The organism is Streptomyces sp. NBC_01351 (assembly GCF_036237315.1).
Lineage (GTDB): Bacteria > Actinomycetota > Actinomycetes > Streptomycetales > Streptomycetaceae > Streptomyces.
The window spans coordinates 6,664,928-6,679,278 of sequence record NZ_CP108356.1 but is presented as its reverse complement, the minus strand read 5'-3'; the positions used below and the strand labels follow the sequence as shown (position 1 = coordinate 6,679,278).

At 72.9% G+C, this 14,351-nt stretch carries 13 protein-coding genes; 6 read left to right on the top strand and 7 right to left on the bottom strand.

All coding sequences use genetic code 11. From position 1 onward, the window contains the following. Positions 1-12 precede the first annotated feature (12 nt). Positions 13-1,620, top strand: coding sequence for a glycerol-3-phosphate dehydrogenase/oxidase (locus OG625_RS30795; RefSeq protein ID WP_329387532.1), 1,608 nt, complete (start codon positions 13-15; stop codon positions 1,618-1,620). A gap of 127 nt (positions 1,621-1,747) precedes the next feature. Continuing rightward, positions 1,748-2,746, top strand: a complete 999-nt coding sequence (locus tag OG625_RS30790) for a PAC2 family protein (protein WP_329387530.1) — start codon at positions 1,748-1,750, stop codon at positions 2,744-2,746. A gap of 267 nt (positions 2,747-3,013) precedes the next feature. Here the strand turns inward: OG625_RS30790 and mshC are convergent, their stop codons facing one another. From mshC to OG625_RS30770, 4 genes are all read right to left on the bottom strand, one after another. Continuing rightward, a complete protein-coding gene (gene mshC / locus OG625_RS30785) occupies positions 3,014-4,243 on the bottom strand; it encodes a cysteine--1-D-myo-inosityl 2-amino-2-deoxy-alpha-D-glucopyranoside ligase (protein WP_329387528.1) in 1,230 nt (409 codons plus the stop codon). Between the two features lie 109 nt (positions 4,244-4,352). Beyond that, the gene (locus OG625_RS30780) at positions 4,353-5,195 is read right to left on the bottom strand and encodes an SCO1664 family protein (protein WP_329387526.1); all 843 of its coding nucleotides are present in this window, start codon (positions 5,193-5,195) and stop codon (positions 4,353-4,355) included. After that, complete coding sequence (locus tag OG625_RS30775) at positions 5,159-5,749, bottom strand: DUF3090 domain-containing protein (RefSeq protein WP_329387524.1); 591 nt, start codon at positions 5,747-5,749, stop codon at positions 5,159-5,161. Before OG625_RS30775 ends, OG625_RS30780 begins: the two co-directional genes overlap by 37 nt. Before the next feature lie 88 nt (positions 5,750-5,837). Next, complete coding sequence (locus OG625_RS30770) at positions 5,838-6,548, bottom strand: histidine phosphatase family protein (RefSeq protein WP_329387521.1); 711 nt, start codon at positions 6,546-6,548, stop codon at positions 5,838-5,840. A 77-nt stretch (positions 6,549-6,625) separates the two neighbouring features. Between OG625_RS30770 and corA the strand changes: the two genes are divergently transcribed. Next, positions 6,626-7,618 carry a magnesium/cobalt transporter CorA gene (gene corA, locus OG625_RS30765; RefSeq protein ID WP_329387519.1) on the top strand — a complete coding sequence of 331 codons (993 nt, stop codon included), beginning with the start codon at positions 6,626-6,628 and terminating at the stop codon, positions 7,616-7,618. 43 nt (positions 7,619-7,661) lie between these two features. Here the strand turns inward: corA and OG625_RS30760 are convergent, their stop codons facing one another. Together OG625_RS30760 and OG625_RS30755 are read right to left on the bottom strand one after the other, a co-directional pair. Beyond that, positions 7,662-8,450: a ferritin-like domain-containing protein gene (locus OG625_RS30760; protein ID WP_329387516.1), complete on the bottom strand. Its 789-nt coding sequence runs from the start codon at positions 8,448-8,450 to the stop codon at positions 7,662-7,664. A gap of 208 nt (positions 8,451-8,658) precedes the next feature. Further along, positions 8,659-9,708: an LLM class F420-dependent oxidoreductase gene (locus OG625_RS30755; protein ID WP_329387514.1), complete on the bottom strand. Its 1,050-nt coding sequence runs from the start codon at positions 9,706-9,708 to the stop codon at positions 8,659-8,661. 112 nt (positions 9,709-9,820) lie between these two features. Here OG625_RS30755 and OG625_RS30750 point away from each other — a divergent pair, with 112 nt between their 5' ends. After that, positions 9,821-10,804, top strand: coding sequence for an aldo/keto reductase (locus OG625_RS30750; protein WP_329387511.1), 984 nt, complete (start codon positions 9,821-9,823; stop codon positions 10,802-10,804). A 353-nt stretch (positions 10,805-11,157) separates the two neighbouring features. After that, positions 11,158-13,344: an ATP-binding domain-containing protein gene (locus tag OG625_RS30745; RefSeq protein ID WP_443067912.1), complete on the top strand. Its 2,187-nt coding sequence runs from the start codon at positions 11,158-11,160 to the stop codon at positions 13,342-13,344. A 72-nt stretch (positions 13,345-13,416) separates the two neighbouring features. On the opposite strand, the gene OG625_RS30740 is transcribed toward OG625_RS30745, so the two are convergent. Then, positions 13,417-14,058, bottom strand: a complete 642-nt coding sequence (locus OG625_RS30740; protein WP_329387507.1) for a hypothetical protein — start codon at positions 14,056-14,058, stop codon at positions 13,417-13,419. A 47-nt stretch (positions 14,059-14,105) separates the two neighbouring features. Between OG625_RS30740 and OG625_RS30735 the strand changes: the two genes are divergently transcribed. Next, positions 14,106-14,294: a DUF5703 family protein gene (locus OG625_RS30735; RefSeq protein ID WP_031146791.1), complete on the top strand. Its 189-nt coding sequence runs from the start codon at positions 14,106-14,108 to the stop codon at positions 14,292-14,294. The last annotated feature ends 57 nt before the right edge of the window (positions 14,295-14,351 follow it).

The window sequence follows — 14,351 nt, the reverse complement described above, 5'->3', positions numbered from 1 at the left end:
GCTAAGAGAGATATGAGCAGCCTGCAGAGCGTTCCCACCCTGGGAACGCACCCGACCGCCGGTTCGAACGCGAGCCGCGCCGAGACCCGTGAGCAGCTGGCGAAGGCCACGTACGACCTGCTCGTCATCGGCGGTGGAATCCTGGGCACCTCGGTGGCCTGGCACGCCGCGCAGTCGGGTCTGCGGGTCGCCATGGTGGACGCCGGCGACTTCGCCGGCGCCACCTCCTCGGCCTCCTCCAAGCTGGTCCACGGCGGCCTGCGCTACCTGCAGACCGGTGCGGTCAAGCTGGTCGCCGAGAACCACCACGAGCGCCGGGTGCTGGCCAAGGACGTGGCCCCGCACCTGGTCAACCCGCTCACCTTCTACCTGCCCGTGTACAAGGGCGGTCCGGTCGGTGCGGCCAAGCTGGGCGCGGGCGTCTTCGCGTACTCCGCCCTCTCGGCCTTCGGCGACGGCATCGGCAAGGTCATCTCCCCGGCCCGTGCCGTCGCCGACAACCCGGGTCTGAAGACGGACAACCTGAAGGCCGTCGCGGTCTACTACGACCACCAGATGAACGACTCCCGCGTCGCCGTCATGACGGTCCGCGCGGCCGTCGAGTCGGGCGCGGTCGTCCTCAACCACGCCGAGGTCACCGGGCTGCGCAAGACGCACGGCCGGGTCACCGGTGCCGAGCTCAAGGACCGTCTGGACGGTACCGAGTTCGGGGTCGACGCGCGTGTCGTGCTCAACGCCACCGGCCCGTGGGTGGACCACCTGCGGCGCATGGAAGACAAGCACTCGATGCCGTCGATCCGCCTGTCCAAGGGCGCGCACATCGTCATGAAGCGCAAGTCGCCGTGGAAGGCCGCCATGGCCACCCCGATCGACAAGTACCGCATCACCTTCGCCCTGCCGTGGGAGGACCAGCTCCTGCTGGGCACCACCGACGAGGTGTACGAGGGCGACCCGGCGGACGTGCGCGCCACCGAGGCCGACATCCAGCAGATCCTGGACGAGGCGGCCTTCTCCGTGAACGACGCGGACCTCGACCGCTCGCTGATGACGTACGCCTTCGCGGGCCTGCGGGTGCTGCCCGGCGGCCCCGGCGGGGTCGAGAAGGCCAAGCGGGAGACGGTCGTGTCCGAGGGTGCGGGCGGCATGCTGTCGGTGGCCGGCGGCAAGTGGACGACGTACCGGCACATCGGCCGCGTGGTCATGGACAAGCTGGCGAAGCTCCCGGGCAGCCCGCTGACCGAGGACATGGAGCCGGCGAAGTCGCTCGTGCGCCGGATCCCGCTGCCCGGTGTCGCCAACCCGAACGCGGTCGCGCACAGGCTGCTGGTGGACCGCGAGCCCGGTACGCGGATGGACCCGCTGACCGCGCGCCACCTGGCCTCGCACTACGGTTCGCTGGCCTTCGACATCGCGCGGATCGCGAACGAGGACCCGGCGCTGGCCGAGCGCATCCACCCGGACGGTCCGGAGATCTGGGCGCAGGTGGCGTACGCCCGTGACAACGAGTGGGCCGAGACGGTCGACGACGTGCTGCGCCGGCGTACGACGGTGACGATCCGCGGCCTGGACGACGCGGCCGTTCGGGCCCGTGTCGAGGAGATGCTGGGCCACAAGGCATAGCTGCCACGCAGGTGGGGAAGAGGGGCGGTTCCGAGGGGAACCGCCCCTCTGTCGTGGGCTGTGGCCGGTGCCTCATCAAGGCTTAGGCTGACCCACGTACGCAAGGGAACTTCGGAAGGAGACCTGGGTGATCGAGCTTGAGGGCGTGCCCGAGCTGATCGACCCGGTCATGGTGGCCGCGTTCGAGGGCTGGAACGACGCGGGTGACGCGGCCTCCGGTGCGGTCGCGCACCTGGACCGGGAGTGGAAGGGCGAGGTGTTCGCGGCGCTCGACGCCGAGGACTACTACGACTTCCAGGTCAACCGGCCGACGGTGTGGCTGGACAACGGGGTACGGAAGATCACGTGGCCGACGACGCGGCTGTCGGTGGTCCGCATCGGCGGCGCGAAGCCGCGCGATCTGGTGCTGGTGCGGGGCATCGAACCGTCCATGCGGTGGCGGTCGTTCTGCAACGAGCTGCTCGGCTTCGCGCACGAGTTGGGCGTGGAGATGGTCGTCGTCCTGGGCGCGCTGCTCGGGGACACCCCGCACACGCGGCCGGTGCCGGTGAGCGGGGTCACCTCGGACGCGGACCTGGCGCGGACGATGGACCTGGAGGAGACCAAGTACGAGGGCCCGACGGGGATCGTGGGCGTGCTCCAGGAGGCCTGTACGCACGCCGGGGTGCCGGCGGTGTCCCTGTGGGCGGCGGTGCCGCACTACGTGTCGCAGCCGCCGAACCCGAAGGCCACGCTGGCCCTGCTGAACCGGCTGGAGGACCTGATCGACATCCGGATCCCGCTGGGCGAGTTGCCGGAGGACGCGCGGGCGTGGCAGCTGGGCGTGGACCAACTGGCCGCGGAGGACAGCGAGGTGGCGGAGTACGTCCAGACGCTGGAGGAGGCGCGGGACACGGCCGATCTGCCGGAGGCGTCGGGGGATGCGATCGCCCGGGAGTTCGAGCGGTACCTGCGGCGGCGGGATCCGTCGGCGGAGCCCGGGGACGGCTCGTACCTCCGCGACACGTCGAGCGGCCTGACGCTGCCGCCGAAGCGCAAGCAGGACCCCCCGGCGGAGGAACCCCCTCCGGCGACCCCGCCGTCCGCGACCCCTCCGGACGAGGACGACACCCCGCCGGAGGCGTAGCCGGGCCGGTAGAGCGCCGCCGCGCAAGCGCCCTGGGGTTCCGCCCCAGACCCTCCCCCAGACTCCGTCCGGGGCCCCCACGCGTCAAACGCCGGCGAGGCTGGAATTGCCGCTGCGCGGCAACCCAGCCGGCGCGCGTAAGCAAGATGCCGGGCCGGCCGCACCTGCGGCCGGCCCGGCATCTTCGCTTCCGCGGGGGAAGATACAGCCCCGCCGGCGTTTGAGGCGCGGGGGTCCGGGGGCAGCGCCCGGCGGCGGCGCCGCAGGTTACAGGGCTACGCCCAGGAGGGCGTCCACCGTGCGGGAGACCAGTCCGGGCGCGGACTCGTCGTCGCCGTCGGAGGCGTTCTGCGCGTCCACCCAGCGGTCCACGGCCGCCAGCGCCGCAGGGGCGTCCAGGTCGCGGGAGAGGGCCTCGCGGACCTCCTCGACCAGTGCGTCGGCCGGCAGTCCGTCCGGGCGGGACACCGCCGCGCGCCACCGCTCCAGCCGGGCCACGGCCTCGGCGAGGACGGAGTCCGTCCACTCCCAGTCGGCCCGGTAGTGGTGCGAGAGCAGGGCCAGCCGGATCGCCGCCGGGTCGACCCCGGCCCGGCGCAGGGCGGAGACGAAGACCAGGTTGCCCTTGGACTTCGACATCTTCTCGCCGTGCAGGGCGACCATGCCCGCGTGCACGTACGCCTTGGCCATCGGGAACTCGCCCGTCAGCACCTGCGCGTGCGACGCGCCCATCTCGTGGTGCGGGAAGGCCAGGTCGGAGCCGCCGCCCTGGATGTCGAAGCCCATGCCCAGGTGGTCCAGGGCGATGGCGACGCACTCGATGTGCCAGCCGGGCCGGCCGCGGCCCAGCGAGCCGCCGTCCCAGCTCGGCTCGCCCGGGCGGGCGGCCATCCACAGCATCGGGTCGAGCGGGTTCTTCTTCCCGGGGCGGTCGGGGTCGCCGCCCCGCTCCGCCGAGAGCAGCCGCATCGCCTGGGCGTCCAGGTTGGAGACCTTGCCGAAGTTCGCGTCGGACTCCACCGAGAAGTAGACGTCGCCGTCCAGCTCGTACGCCGCGCCGGCGTCCCGCAGTCGCTCCACCAGCGGCACGATGCCCGGTATGGCCTCGACGGCGCCGATGTAGTGCTGCGGGGGCAGCATCCGCAGGGCGGTCATGTCCTCGCGGAAGAGGGCCGTCTCGCGCTCGGCGAGCTCGGTCCAGTCGTGGCCGTCGCGCAGCGCCCGCTCCAGGAGCGGGTCGTCCACGTCCGTGACGTTCTGGACGTAGTGGACCTGCCGCTTGGTGTCGAGCCACACGCGCTGTACGAGGTCGAACGCGTTGTAGGTCGCCGCGTGACCGATGTGGGTCGCGTCGTACGGGGTGATGCCGCAGACGTAGATACGGGCGACGGGACCGGGGGCGAGGGTGATCGTCCCCTGGGTCGCGGTGTCGTGGATCTGGAGGTCGCGGCCCTTGCCAGGAAGGGCGGGGACCTCAGAAGCGGGCCAGGCATGCATGCGTCGAGCCTAACCGGACGGGTGTTCCGGAAACGAACCGGACCTGCACTGTTGTCTTGATCGGCACTCTTGCGCTCTGGCTGATTCTGTGCGTGTCGTGCCGGCCGGTTCAGACCGGCGGCCAGGGGATCGACGGCCACTGCCCCGAGGGCTGCGGGTGGATCCCGGTGCGCAGCAGCCGTGCCACCCGTTCCCGTACGGCGGCCAGCTCGACCGTGGTGATCAGTTGGGCCAGCCGGGTGGCGAGGGGGGCTCCCTCGGCCAGCTGTGCGGTCAGCGCGGCCAGGACCTCGCGGGCCTCGTCGGTCAGCGGCTCCCCCGCCCAGCCCCACAGCAGGGTGCGCAGTTTGTCCTCGGTGTGGAAGCTGACGCCGTGGTCGATGCCGTAGAGCCGCCCGTCGGGGGCGGGCAGCAGGTGGCCGCCCTTGCGGTCGCCGTTGTTGATCACGGCGTCGAGTACGGAGAGCCGACGCAGTCGCGTGTCGTCGGCGTGGACGAGCAGGGCGGTGCGGCCCTCCCCGACGTCGGCGAAGGCGACGGGCTTCCAGCCCTCCCCCGCTTCCTCGCCGTCGACGAGGGCGAGGAGCCCGGCGGCCGGGTTGTCCTCCGCCACCGCTTCGATCCACTGCTGGACCATGCCTTCGCCGTACGGTCCGTCGCGCAGCACCGTGGTGGGGACCAGGCCCCATCCGGTGGCCTCGGAGACGAGGTAGGCGGCGACCTCGCGCTGGGCGAGGTTGCCGTCGGGGAAGTCCCACAGGGGCCGCTCGCCCTTGACGGGCTTGTACACGCAGTCGGCGCTCACGCCGTCGTGGGTGACGGTGCACAGCAGGACGGCGTTGGACGCCTCGCGGATCCGGCCGACGACGTTCAGCTCGCCCTCGGCGAGCAGTTCCTCCAGCTCCCCCCCGGTGCTCACGCCTGGCGCCGGTAGCCGTTCTGGCGCGGGCACACGTGGCCCTCCGGGTCCAGCGGGAGGCTGCACAGCGGGCACGGCGGGCGGCCCGCGTTGACCACGTCGAGGGCCCGCTTGGCGAAGGCACGGGCCTGGACGCCGCTGAGGCGGACGCGGAGCATCGGCGGGCCGTTCTCCTCGTCCTGGAGGAGGCGCTCCTCCGCTTCGGCGAGGTCCTCGTCGGAGTCCGCGTCGAGTTCCACCAGGGCCTGGGCCTCGACGATCATCCGCTGTTCCTCGCCGTCCCAGGCCAGGGCCATGGTGCCGACGCGGAACTCCTCCTCGACGGGGACGTCGAGGGGCGCGGTGTCGGCGGCCTCGGCGGGGGCGACGGCCGGGACGGGGGCGTTGCCCCCGGTGCGCCGTACGACCTCGTCCAGCAGCTCGTCCATCCGCTCGGCCAGCGCCGCGACCTGGGTCTTCTCCAGGGAGACGCTGGTGACGCGGGGGCCGGACGAGGCCTGCAGGAAGAACGTACGGCGTCCCGGCAGACCGACCGTGCCGGCCACGAAGCGGTCCGGCGGGTCGTAGAGGAACACCTGACGGGGCACGTCCAGTCTCCAAGTCTCGGCGGCAGGGGGAGGTCTGCGCGTGGCTGTGCTGTTTCCTATGGCCAGTCCACCCTACTGCGCCGTTCGATCACGCCGCGCCCGCGCCGCCTCCCACGACGGCGTTCCCGGCGTCCTCGGCGGCCTTGTCGGGCGTGCGGGTCTTCTCGCCGGGCACGAGCGAGCCGAAGTCCCCGGTGTCGCCGAGCCGGAACACGAACGGCCGGGTCGGCGTGTACCGGATCGCGGTGACCGAGCAGGGGTCGACGTGGATGCGCTGGAAGAGGTCCAGGTGCATGCCGAGGGCGTCCGCGACAAGGGACTTGATGATGTCGCCGTGGGAGCACATCAGGAAGACGGCGTCGCTCCCGCGCTCCTCCTCGATGCGCGCGTTCCATTCCCGTACGGATTCCACGGCGCGGGCCTGCATGGCGCGCATGGACTCGCCGCCGGGGAACGCGGCCGCCGACGGGTGCTGCTGGACGATCTTCATGAGGGGTTCGTCGGCGAGTTCGGAGAGTTTGCGGCCCGACCAGTCGCCGTAGTGGCATTCGCCGATCCGCTCGTCGGTGTGCAGTTCCAGCTCGGGGCGGGCGGCCATGAGCGGCGCGAGGGTCTCCCGGCAGCGCTGCAGGGGGCTGGTGACGGCTGCGGCGAGCGGCACTCCGACGAGCCGTCCGGGCAGCGAGGCGGCCTGTTCGGCGCCGCGTTCGTCCAGGGCCACTCCCGGGGTCCATCCGGCGAGCAGTCCAGCGGTGTTGGCGGTGGACCGCCCGTGTCGTACGAGGATCAGCGTGGCCATGGGGTACAGCCTAGGCCCCGCCGGGAGAGGCACGGCGAGGTGTCGCCGGAGTGCGGGCGGGGCCCGGGCAGGGAAGAATGCCCCGGGTGATTGTGGACTGCGCGATTTACAGGTCCGGGGCTCGGGTCGAGGGGCCGGGCGACTTCTCCGATGCCCTGGACGAGGCACGGGCGACCGGTGACGCCTTCTTGTGGCTCGGGCTGCACGAGCCGACGGAGGAGGAATTCGACCACGTCCGCGACGAGTTCAAGCTGCACGCGCTGGCGGTGGAGGACGCGCTGACCGCTCACCAGCGGCCGAAGCTGGAGGTGTACGACGATTCGCTGTTCGTCGTCCTGAAGCCGGTGATCTACGACGAGGACGGCGACACCGTGACCACGGGCGAGCTGATGGTGTTCATCGGCGACTCCTTCGTGGTCACGGTCCGGCACGGCGAGGGGGCCCCGCTGGCCGCCGTGCGGCGCCGGCTGGAGCAGGAGCCGGAGGTGCTGCGGCACGGTCCGACGGCCGTGCTCTACGCGGTGTCCGACGCGGTGGTGGACCACTACATCGAGGTGGCGGCCGAGCTCCAGGGAGACCTGGAGGAGCTGGAGGCGGAGGTGTTCGCGCCGAACGCCTCGGACACCAAGAACACCGCTGCCCGGATCTACGGTTTCAAGCGGCAGGTGCTGGAGTTCCGCCGGGCGACGAGCCCGCTGCTCCAGCCGATGGACCGGCTCGCGTTCGGGCAGGTGCCCTTCGTCCACGAGCAGGCCCAGCCGTTCTTCCGTGACGTCGCCGACCACCTGACCAAGGCGAACGAGTACATCGAGGGGCTGGACCGGCTGCTGTCGGACGCGCTCGCCGCGCACCTGGCGCAGATGGGCGTCCGGCAGAACGACGACATGCGCAAGATCTCGGCGTGGGCGGCGATGGCTGCCGTTCCGACGATGGTGGCGGGGATCTACGGGATGAACTTCGACCACATGCCGGAGCTGAAGCAGACCTGGGGCTATCCGCTCGTACTGGCGATCATGGTGGGTGCGTGCCTGGGCCTGCACCGCATGTTCAAGCGCCGGGGCTGGCTGTAGCGGGCCGGCCCATGGGCGGCCGGCCCGCTCCCGGGGAAGCTGTCTAGGCGTACTCGGGCGCGGTGGCGGGTACCCCGCCCAGTGCGTCGAGCCGTTGCGGCAGTTGCAGGCCGACCATCCGGTGCCAGCCGCTGAAGCGTTCGTACGCGTGCATGCCCCGGATGCCCGCGGCGAGCGCGGCGGCCTTGGGTGCGGGCCAGTTCAGCAGCCGTCCCATGTGGGCCATGACGGCGAGGCTGACGTCGCGGTAGACCCGGATCTCGACGAGCGCGCTCTCGCGCAGCACCTGCTGGATGGTGCGGCCGTGCCCCTGGCGGGCCAGGCGCAGCAACTCCTCGTGGCAGTAGGCGAGGTGGTTGTCCTCGTCGTGGCTGATCAGGCGGATGGCCTTGCCCAGCTCCGGGTGGTCGCCGAAGTTCTTGACCAGCATGTCCATCTGGTCGGCGGCGCGCTGTTCGGTGACCCGGCTGTGCGAGAGGTAGACGACGATGTCCCGCTCGGTCAGCGGCTCGTCCCGGCGCAGCTTCTCGTGGGCGAGGCCGATGCCGGCGCGCTCCAGCAGCATCGTGTAGTCGGTTTCGGGCGGCACGGGGACGGGCGGCAGGCCTCGCTTGCGGAGCAGGGCGTTGAAGATCCGCCCGTGCTTGTCCTCGTCGGCACCGTGCCGGGTGATCTTGGGCGCGAGGTCGCGCATGCCGTCGGGCACGAGGGCCGCGATACGGCCGTTCTCCCAGCCGCCCTGGGTCTCCCCGCTGGCGGCGATGGAGCAGAACAGCTGAAAGGTGTCGTCGTTGTCGACGATCTCCTGGAACAGGCTGCGGGCAGAGAGCATGCACCGAGTCAAACCCCGGTCGCGCGGGCGGGCAACCGAGGGGGTGCGCTACTCGTCCGAATGAACGAAACGAGGTGATGGCCCGCGGTGCGTAACCCCACGGGCTCCCCGAGCGTTGTTGGCGGTGTCGGCCGTGGCGGGGAAGACCCCCCGAGCCCCCACCACGGCCGCAGGCGTTGCGATGCGGGTCAGGCCGGATCAGGCCTGATCACGCGAGTCCGGCGAGTTCCATGGCCTCGGTGCCGGCGCGCAGGGCGGCGATCCGCTCGTCCAGGGTGAAACCGGCCGGGGCGAGGGTGAGGGTGGTGACCCCGGCCTCCGCGTAGGCCTTCATCCCGTCCGCGATGCGCTCGACCTGGCCCAGCAGCGTGGTCGAGTCGATCAGCGAGTGCGGGACGGCCGCGGCGGCTCCGGTCTTGTCGCCCGACAGGTACTTCTCCTGGATGTCGGCGGCTTCCTTCTCGTAGCCCATGCGCTGGGCCAGCTGGTTGTAGAAGTTCTGCTTGCGGCTCCCCATGCCGCCCACGTACAGGGCGGTGTACGGGCGGAACATGTCCGCGAGCGCGTTCACGTCCTCGCCGAGCGCCAGCGGCACGGTCGGGCAGACGTCGAAGCCGTCCATGGTCAGCCCGGCCTTCTCGCGGCCGGCGCGGATGTGGCGCAGGGCCGTCTCCTCCAGGTGCTCGGCGGCCGGGAAGATCAGCAGTGCGCCGTCGGCGATCTCGCCGGTCTGCTCCAGGTTCTTCGGCCCGATCGCGGCGATGTAGAGCGGGATGTGCTCGCGCTCGGGGTGCACGGTCAGCTTGAGGGGCTTGCCGGGGCCGCCGGGCAGCGGCAGGGTCCAGTGCTCGCCCTCGTAGCTGAGCCGCTCGCGGCTCATGGCCTTGCGCACGATCTCGACGTACTCACGGGTGCGCGCGAGGGGCTTGTCGAACTTGACGCCGTACCAGCCCTCGGAGACCTGCGGGCCCGAGACGCCCAGGCCGAGGCGGAAGCGGCCCTTGGTCAGGGAGTCGAGGGTGGCCGCGGTCATGGCGGTCATGGCGGGCTGGCGCGCCGGGATCTGCAGGATCGCGGAGCCGACGTCGATGCGCTCGGTCTGGGCGGCGACCCAGGCGAGCACGGTCGGGGCGTCCGAACCGTAGGCCTCGGCGGCCCAGCAGACGTCGTAGCCGAGGCGGTCGGCCTCCTGTGCGACGGCGAGGTTGTCGGCGTCCATGCCCGCACCCCAGTAGCCGAGATTGATGCCGAGCCGCATGTGTCGTCCCCTTACGGATTCACTTGCCGGTTTACCGGTCAGTAACGTGCGTGTGCGGGGACTGTAGCGCGCCCGGGTCCCATTCGTCAGCGCCCCAGTAGTCTCAGCGCTCATGGAGCAGAGGCATCTCGGCCGCACCGGACTGCGCGTCTCCCGGATCGGCCTCGGCACCCTCACCTGGGGCCGTGACATCGGCGAGGAAGCCGCCGCCGAGCAGATGAAGACCTTCTGGGAGGCGGGCGGCACGCTCGTCGACACGGCGGACGTGTACGGCGGCGGGGAGGCGGAGTACCTCCTCGGGCAGCTGGTGGGCGGGCTGATCCCGCGCCGGGATGTGGTGATCGCGACGAAGGCGGGCAGCGTGCCCGACCCGGACCGGCGCTTCGACGGCTCGCGCGGGCACCTCCTCGCCGCGCTCGACGCCTCGCTGGACCGGCTGGGCACCGACCACGTCGACCTCTGGCAGGTCCACGCCTTCGATCCGGCGACCCCGCTGGAGGAGACCCTCCACGCGGTGGACCTGGCGGTCAGCAGCGGGAGGGCGCGGTACGCGGGCGTCTCCAACTACAGCGGCTGGCAGCTCGCGAAGGCGGCGACCTGGCAACTGGCCGCGCCCGGGGCGCGCACCCGCCTGGCCTCCACCCAGATGGAGTACTCCCTCCTCCAGCGGGGCGTGGAACGCGAGGTGCTCCCGGCGGCCCTCGACCTGGGAGTCGGCCTGCTCCCGTCCTCCCCGCTGGGGCGCGGGGTCCTGACGGGCAAGTACCGCTCCGGCGTCCCGGCGGACTCCCGGGGCGGGTCGGAGTCCATGGCGGCCTTCGTGGCCCCGTACCTGGACGACGCGGCGGGCCGGATCGTGGACGCGGTGGCGACGGCGGCGCACGGACTGGCGGTGACCCCGCTCCAGGTGGCCCTGGCGTGGGTCCGCGACCGGCCGGGAGTGGTCGCGCCGATCGTCGGCGCCCGGACATCGGCGCAGCTCGCGGCGGCTTTGTCGGTGGAGGCCCTTACTCTTCCGGAGGAGATCTGCCAGGCGCTGGACGACGTTTCGGCGCCCGTGCACCGCTACCCCGATCAGGACTGGAGCACGCTGTGAGTACGGACCGCCAAGCCCCCGCCGCGGAGGAACCGGCCGAGCCCGCCGGGCCCGCCCCCGCGCAAGCGGCCGAGCCCACGGGTACCCCTGTCCCGGACCCCACCACCCCACCCACTCCCGCCCCGACCCCCCGAGCCGACGAACCGCAGCCCGCGGCCGAGGGCTCGACCGACACCAACGAGCCTCAGGCCGGGGCCGAGAGCGCCACCGGGGACGGCAGGCCACAGGCCGACGCGGGCACGGGCACGGCCGGAGACGTTGAGCCGCAGGTCGAGGCCGTAGGCGCAGCCGGGGACAGCGGGCCGCAGGTCGGGGGTCCGGGGGCGGAGCCTCCGGTTTCGGGAAGGGGCGGGGTGGGGGAAAGCCCCGCAGGGCCCACCCCGGACCCCGAGGCCACCCACCCGGCCACCGAGCCCGCAGCCGGGGAACGCGAACCGGACGCGGCGGAGGCCGAGGAGCCTGACACCGGGTCCGCGGGCGCGGAGGCGGCAGAAGCCGCGGCCGGCGAGGCCGAGGAGCCTGACACCGGGTCTGCGGGCGCGGGAGGCGCCGGCGCGAGCGGCGAGGCCGCGGCCGGCGAGACGGCCGGGCCCGCGCTGAGTGAGGCGGCGGCCGAGTTGGCCGCGCAGAAGGTCGAGCGGGAGCGCATCGCGCGGCGCAAGGCCGAGCGGGCCGCGCCCGTGGAGGCGGGTGCGAAGCTCAGCGGGAAGGCCGCCGACCTGCTGGCCGCCGTACGGGCCGTGGAGAGCGGCGCGAAGCCCCCGGCCGTGTACTTCGACGAGGCCCCGACCGTGGCCGCCCCCCGCAAGGCGGCGCCCGCACCCCCGCAGCCCCAGCGCCCGGCCCCGCCGGCCCCCGCGGCCGCGGCCGCGCCCGGAGACGTCGATGCCGTACGGGCCGTGCTGGCCGGCGCCGGGGCCCCGGAGGCCCTGGCCGCCCCGGCGGCGACCGCGCTCGGCGCCGGCGCCGCCGAACAGCTCACCGAGAACCCCTGGCGGCTGCTGGCCGTCCCCACCGTCCGCCCGACCCAGGCCGACGGCTTCGCCCGCGCGCTGCTCGGCCCCGAGGCCGGACCCGGGGACGAGCGCCGGACCACCTCCCTGGTGGGCTGGCTGCTGGCGCAGGCCGGGCTCAAGGGGCACACCGTTCTGGAGGCGCCGGTCCTGGAGAAGGCCCTGGTCCAGTACGGGGTGCCGGATCCCGCCGAGGCCCTGGAACAGGCCATCGCCGAGGGCTCGGTACTCGTCTTCCACGAGCCCCTCGGCCCGCCCCCGCAGGAGGAGGGCGAGGAGCAGCCCGTACGCGTGCTCGTCGGCCTGGAGGGCTCCGCCATGGCCGAGGAGAGCCTCGCCGACGGCCTGGCCCGGCTGGCCAACACCTTCGACGGCCCGGCCGACTGGGACGCGGCCGCCACCGCCCACCGCACCGGCGCCGAACTGATCCGCGCCGTCGCGGGCCACGGCCTGGTCGCCCACACCGGCGGCGAGGCCGCCCGCGCCGAACCCCTCGCCCTACTGACGGCGGCCCGCGAACTCGGCCTGCGCGTCTGCCTCGCCACGCACGCGCCCACGCCGCAGGGCATTGCCGTCGCCGACCTCCTGTCCGGCGCCGAGGGTCCCGGCCGGGACGCGGACGGGCAGTTCGCGCTGGACCTGCTGGTCGTCCTGGACGCCCCGCAGCTGGACGTGGAGACGGCCGCCGCACTGGTGGAGTGCGTCCCGGACGGGGCCCGGCTGGTCCTGTCCGGCGATCCCGGCGTGCTCGGATCGGCCGGGGCCGGACGGGTGTTCGCCGATCTCCTCGCGGCCAAGGTGTGCCCCCAGGTCATCTCCCGCACCCCCGACCCGGGCCCCCTCGGCGAGCTGGTCTCCGGGATCGGCATCGGCGAGCTGACGCAGGTCGACGCCCCCGGCAAGGAGGTCGTCATCGTCCCGGTGCGCGACGCCGGGGAGGCGGTGCACCGGGCCGTGCAGCTGGTGGCCGAGTCCGTGCCGCGGGCCTTCGGGATCCCGGCCGACAGCGTCCAGGTGATCACCCCGGGCCACGGCGGCTCCGCCGGCACCCGGGCGCTGAACACGGCGCTGAAGGAGCGGCTGAACCCCGGCCCCGGCCGGTTCGGCGGCTTCGACCCCGGTGACCGGGTCGTGTACGTGCCCTCGCCCGGGCGGGCCCTGCCGGCCCGCGTGGTGTCGGCCGACGCGGCGGGGCTGCACCTGGACCGCGCGGGCGCGCGTGTCGTCGTACCGAAGGAGCTCGTGGAGTCCCGGGTGCGGCACGGCTGGGCGGTGACGGCGCACCAGGCCGTGGGGGCGCGCTGGCCCGCGGTGGTCGTCGTACTGCCGGGTGACGCGGCGCAGGCGCTGTCGCGGGACTGGGTGTACACGGCGTTCGGGCGTGCCGAGCGGCACCTCTCCGTGGTGCACGGCGTCGACCAGGCGCTGCCGCGGGCGGTCGCGGAGGTGCTGCCGAAGCCGCGTACGACGCGTCTGGCGGGCCTGTTGACCTCCCTCGCGGCGGCGGCCACGCAGCAGCCCGAGTAGCCGGAGCGGCCGGAGGCCGTGGCTCCGCCGGTCAGGGCGGGGCCACGGCCTCCGGTGCGCGTCGAGCAGGGATCAAGCCGGGGTCAGCCCGGGCTCCTCGTCCTCGTCGAACTCGTCGACTTCCTCGTCGAAGACGGAGCTCACGTCGAAGCGGTGCAGGACGTCCTCCGGGTCGGTGTGCCCGAAGGGCGAGGCCAGCCACTCCCCCGGCTCCGCCACCTCCTCCGAGGCCGCGATCCAGAGCGTGGAGTCGCCCTCCTCCAGCCCGAACTCCTTGTACCGGGAGGCGATCTCGTCGGGCTCGTACTCCCCGAAGAGCACGCCCAGCGCACCCGCGGTCCCGCCGTGGACGAGTTCGGCGTCGCGGTCGTGCGCGGCGACCCGTTCGGCCTGGGCGATCAGCCGCGGCGGTTCGACGACGGCGTAGTCGCGGCGGATGAACACGCTGAAGGCTGCGGGCTCGGCGGGGCCGCCGTACGGGACGCCGTCCTCGGGGGTGGGGATCTCGAACGGGGTGACCTCGTCGTAGCGGTCGTAGAGGAGTTCGTCGTACTCCTCGGAGGCGGCGGCGAGTTCGTTGAAGGCTGCGTAGACGTCGGGGTCCTCGTCCCCGGTCCTGCGCTCGACCGCGGCGAGGTGACGGTCGAGCGCGGCCTTTACCGCCTCGGCGGCGGCACGTACCTCGGCAACAGTGGGCAGAGCGGCATCAGACATAGAGCAGACGCTATCCGTAGCAGGGCTCTGCCCGCACAATAGATGCGATGCCGGAATACGAATTTGTCGACGTGTACGTGCCTCGCGGGGTGCCCCGCAAGGAGGCGACCCGCCTGCTGACCGACCATGCCGAGTACGGGAACTGGGAGCTCGACCGACTGACACTGCACCGGGACGGCAGCCGCCGAGTGCGACTGCGCCGCCGGATCATCCGTCAGGTCCGCGCGACCTGGTGACAAGGAGTGACGTGACGCGGGCCCCGGTTTTCGAGGCCCGCGCCGACGTGAACACCC

Coding starts and splice junctions, on each gene's coding strand:
- OG625_RS30795 (WP_329387532.1), top strand. CDS start 13: ATGAGCAGCCTGCAGAGCGTTCCCACCCTGGGAACGCACCCGACCGCC.
- mshC (WP_329387528.1), bottom strand. CDS start 4,243: ATGCATGCCTGGCCCGCTTCTGAGGTCCCCGCCCTTCCTGGCAAGGGC.
- OG625_RS30770 (WP_329387521.1), bottom strand. CDS start 6,548: ATGGCCACGCTGATCCTCGTACGACACGGGCGGTCCACCGCCAACACC.
- corA (WP_329387519.1), top strand. CDS start 6,626: ATGCCCCGGGTGATTGTGGACTGCGCGATTTACAGGTCCGGGGCTCGG.
- OG625_RS30760 (WP_329387516.1), bottom strand. CDS start 8,450: ATGCTCTCTGCCCGCAGCCTGTTCCAGGAGATCGTCGACAACGACGAC.
- OG625_RS30755 (WP_329387514.1), bottom strand. CDS start 9,708: ATGCGGCTCGGCATCAATCTCGGCTACTGGGGTGCGGGCATGGACGCC.
- OG625_RS30750 (WP_329387511.1), top strand. CDS start 9,821: ATGGAGCAGAGGCATCTCGGCCGCACCGGACTGCGCGTCTCCCGGATC.
- OG625_RS30740 (WP_329387507.1), bottom strand. CDS start 14,058: ATGTCTGATGCCGCTCTGCCCACTGTTGCCGAGGTACGTGCCGCCGCC.
- OG625_RS30735 (WP_031146791.1), top strand. CDS start 14,106: ATGCCGGAATACGAATTTGTCGACGTGTACGTGCCTCGCGGGGTGCCC.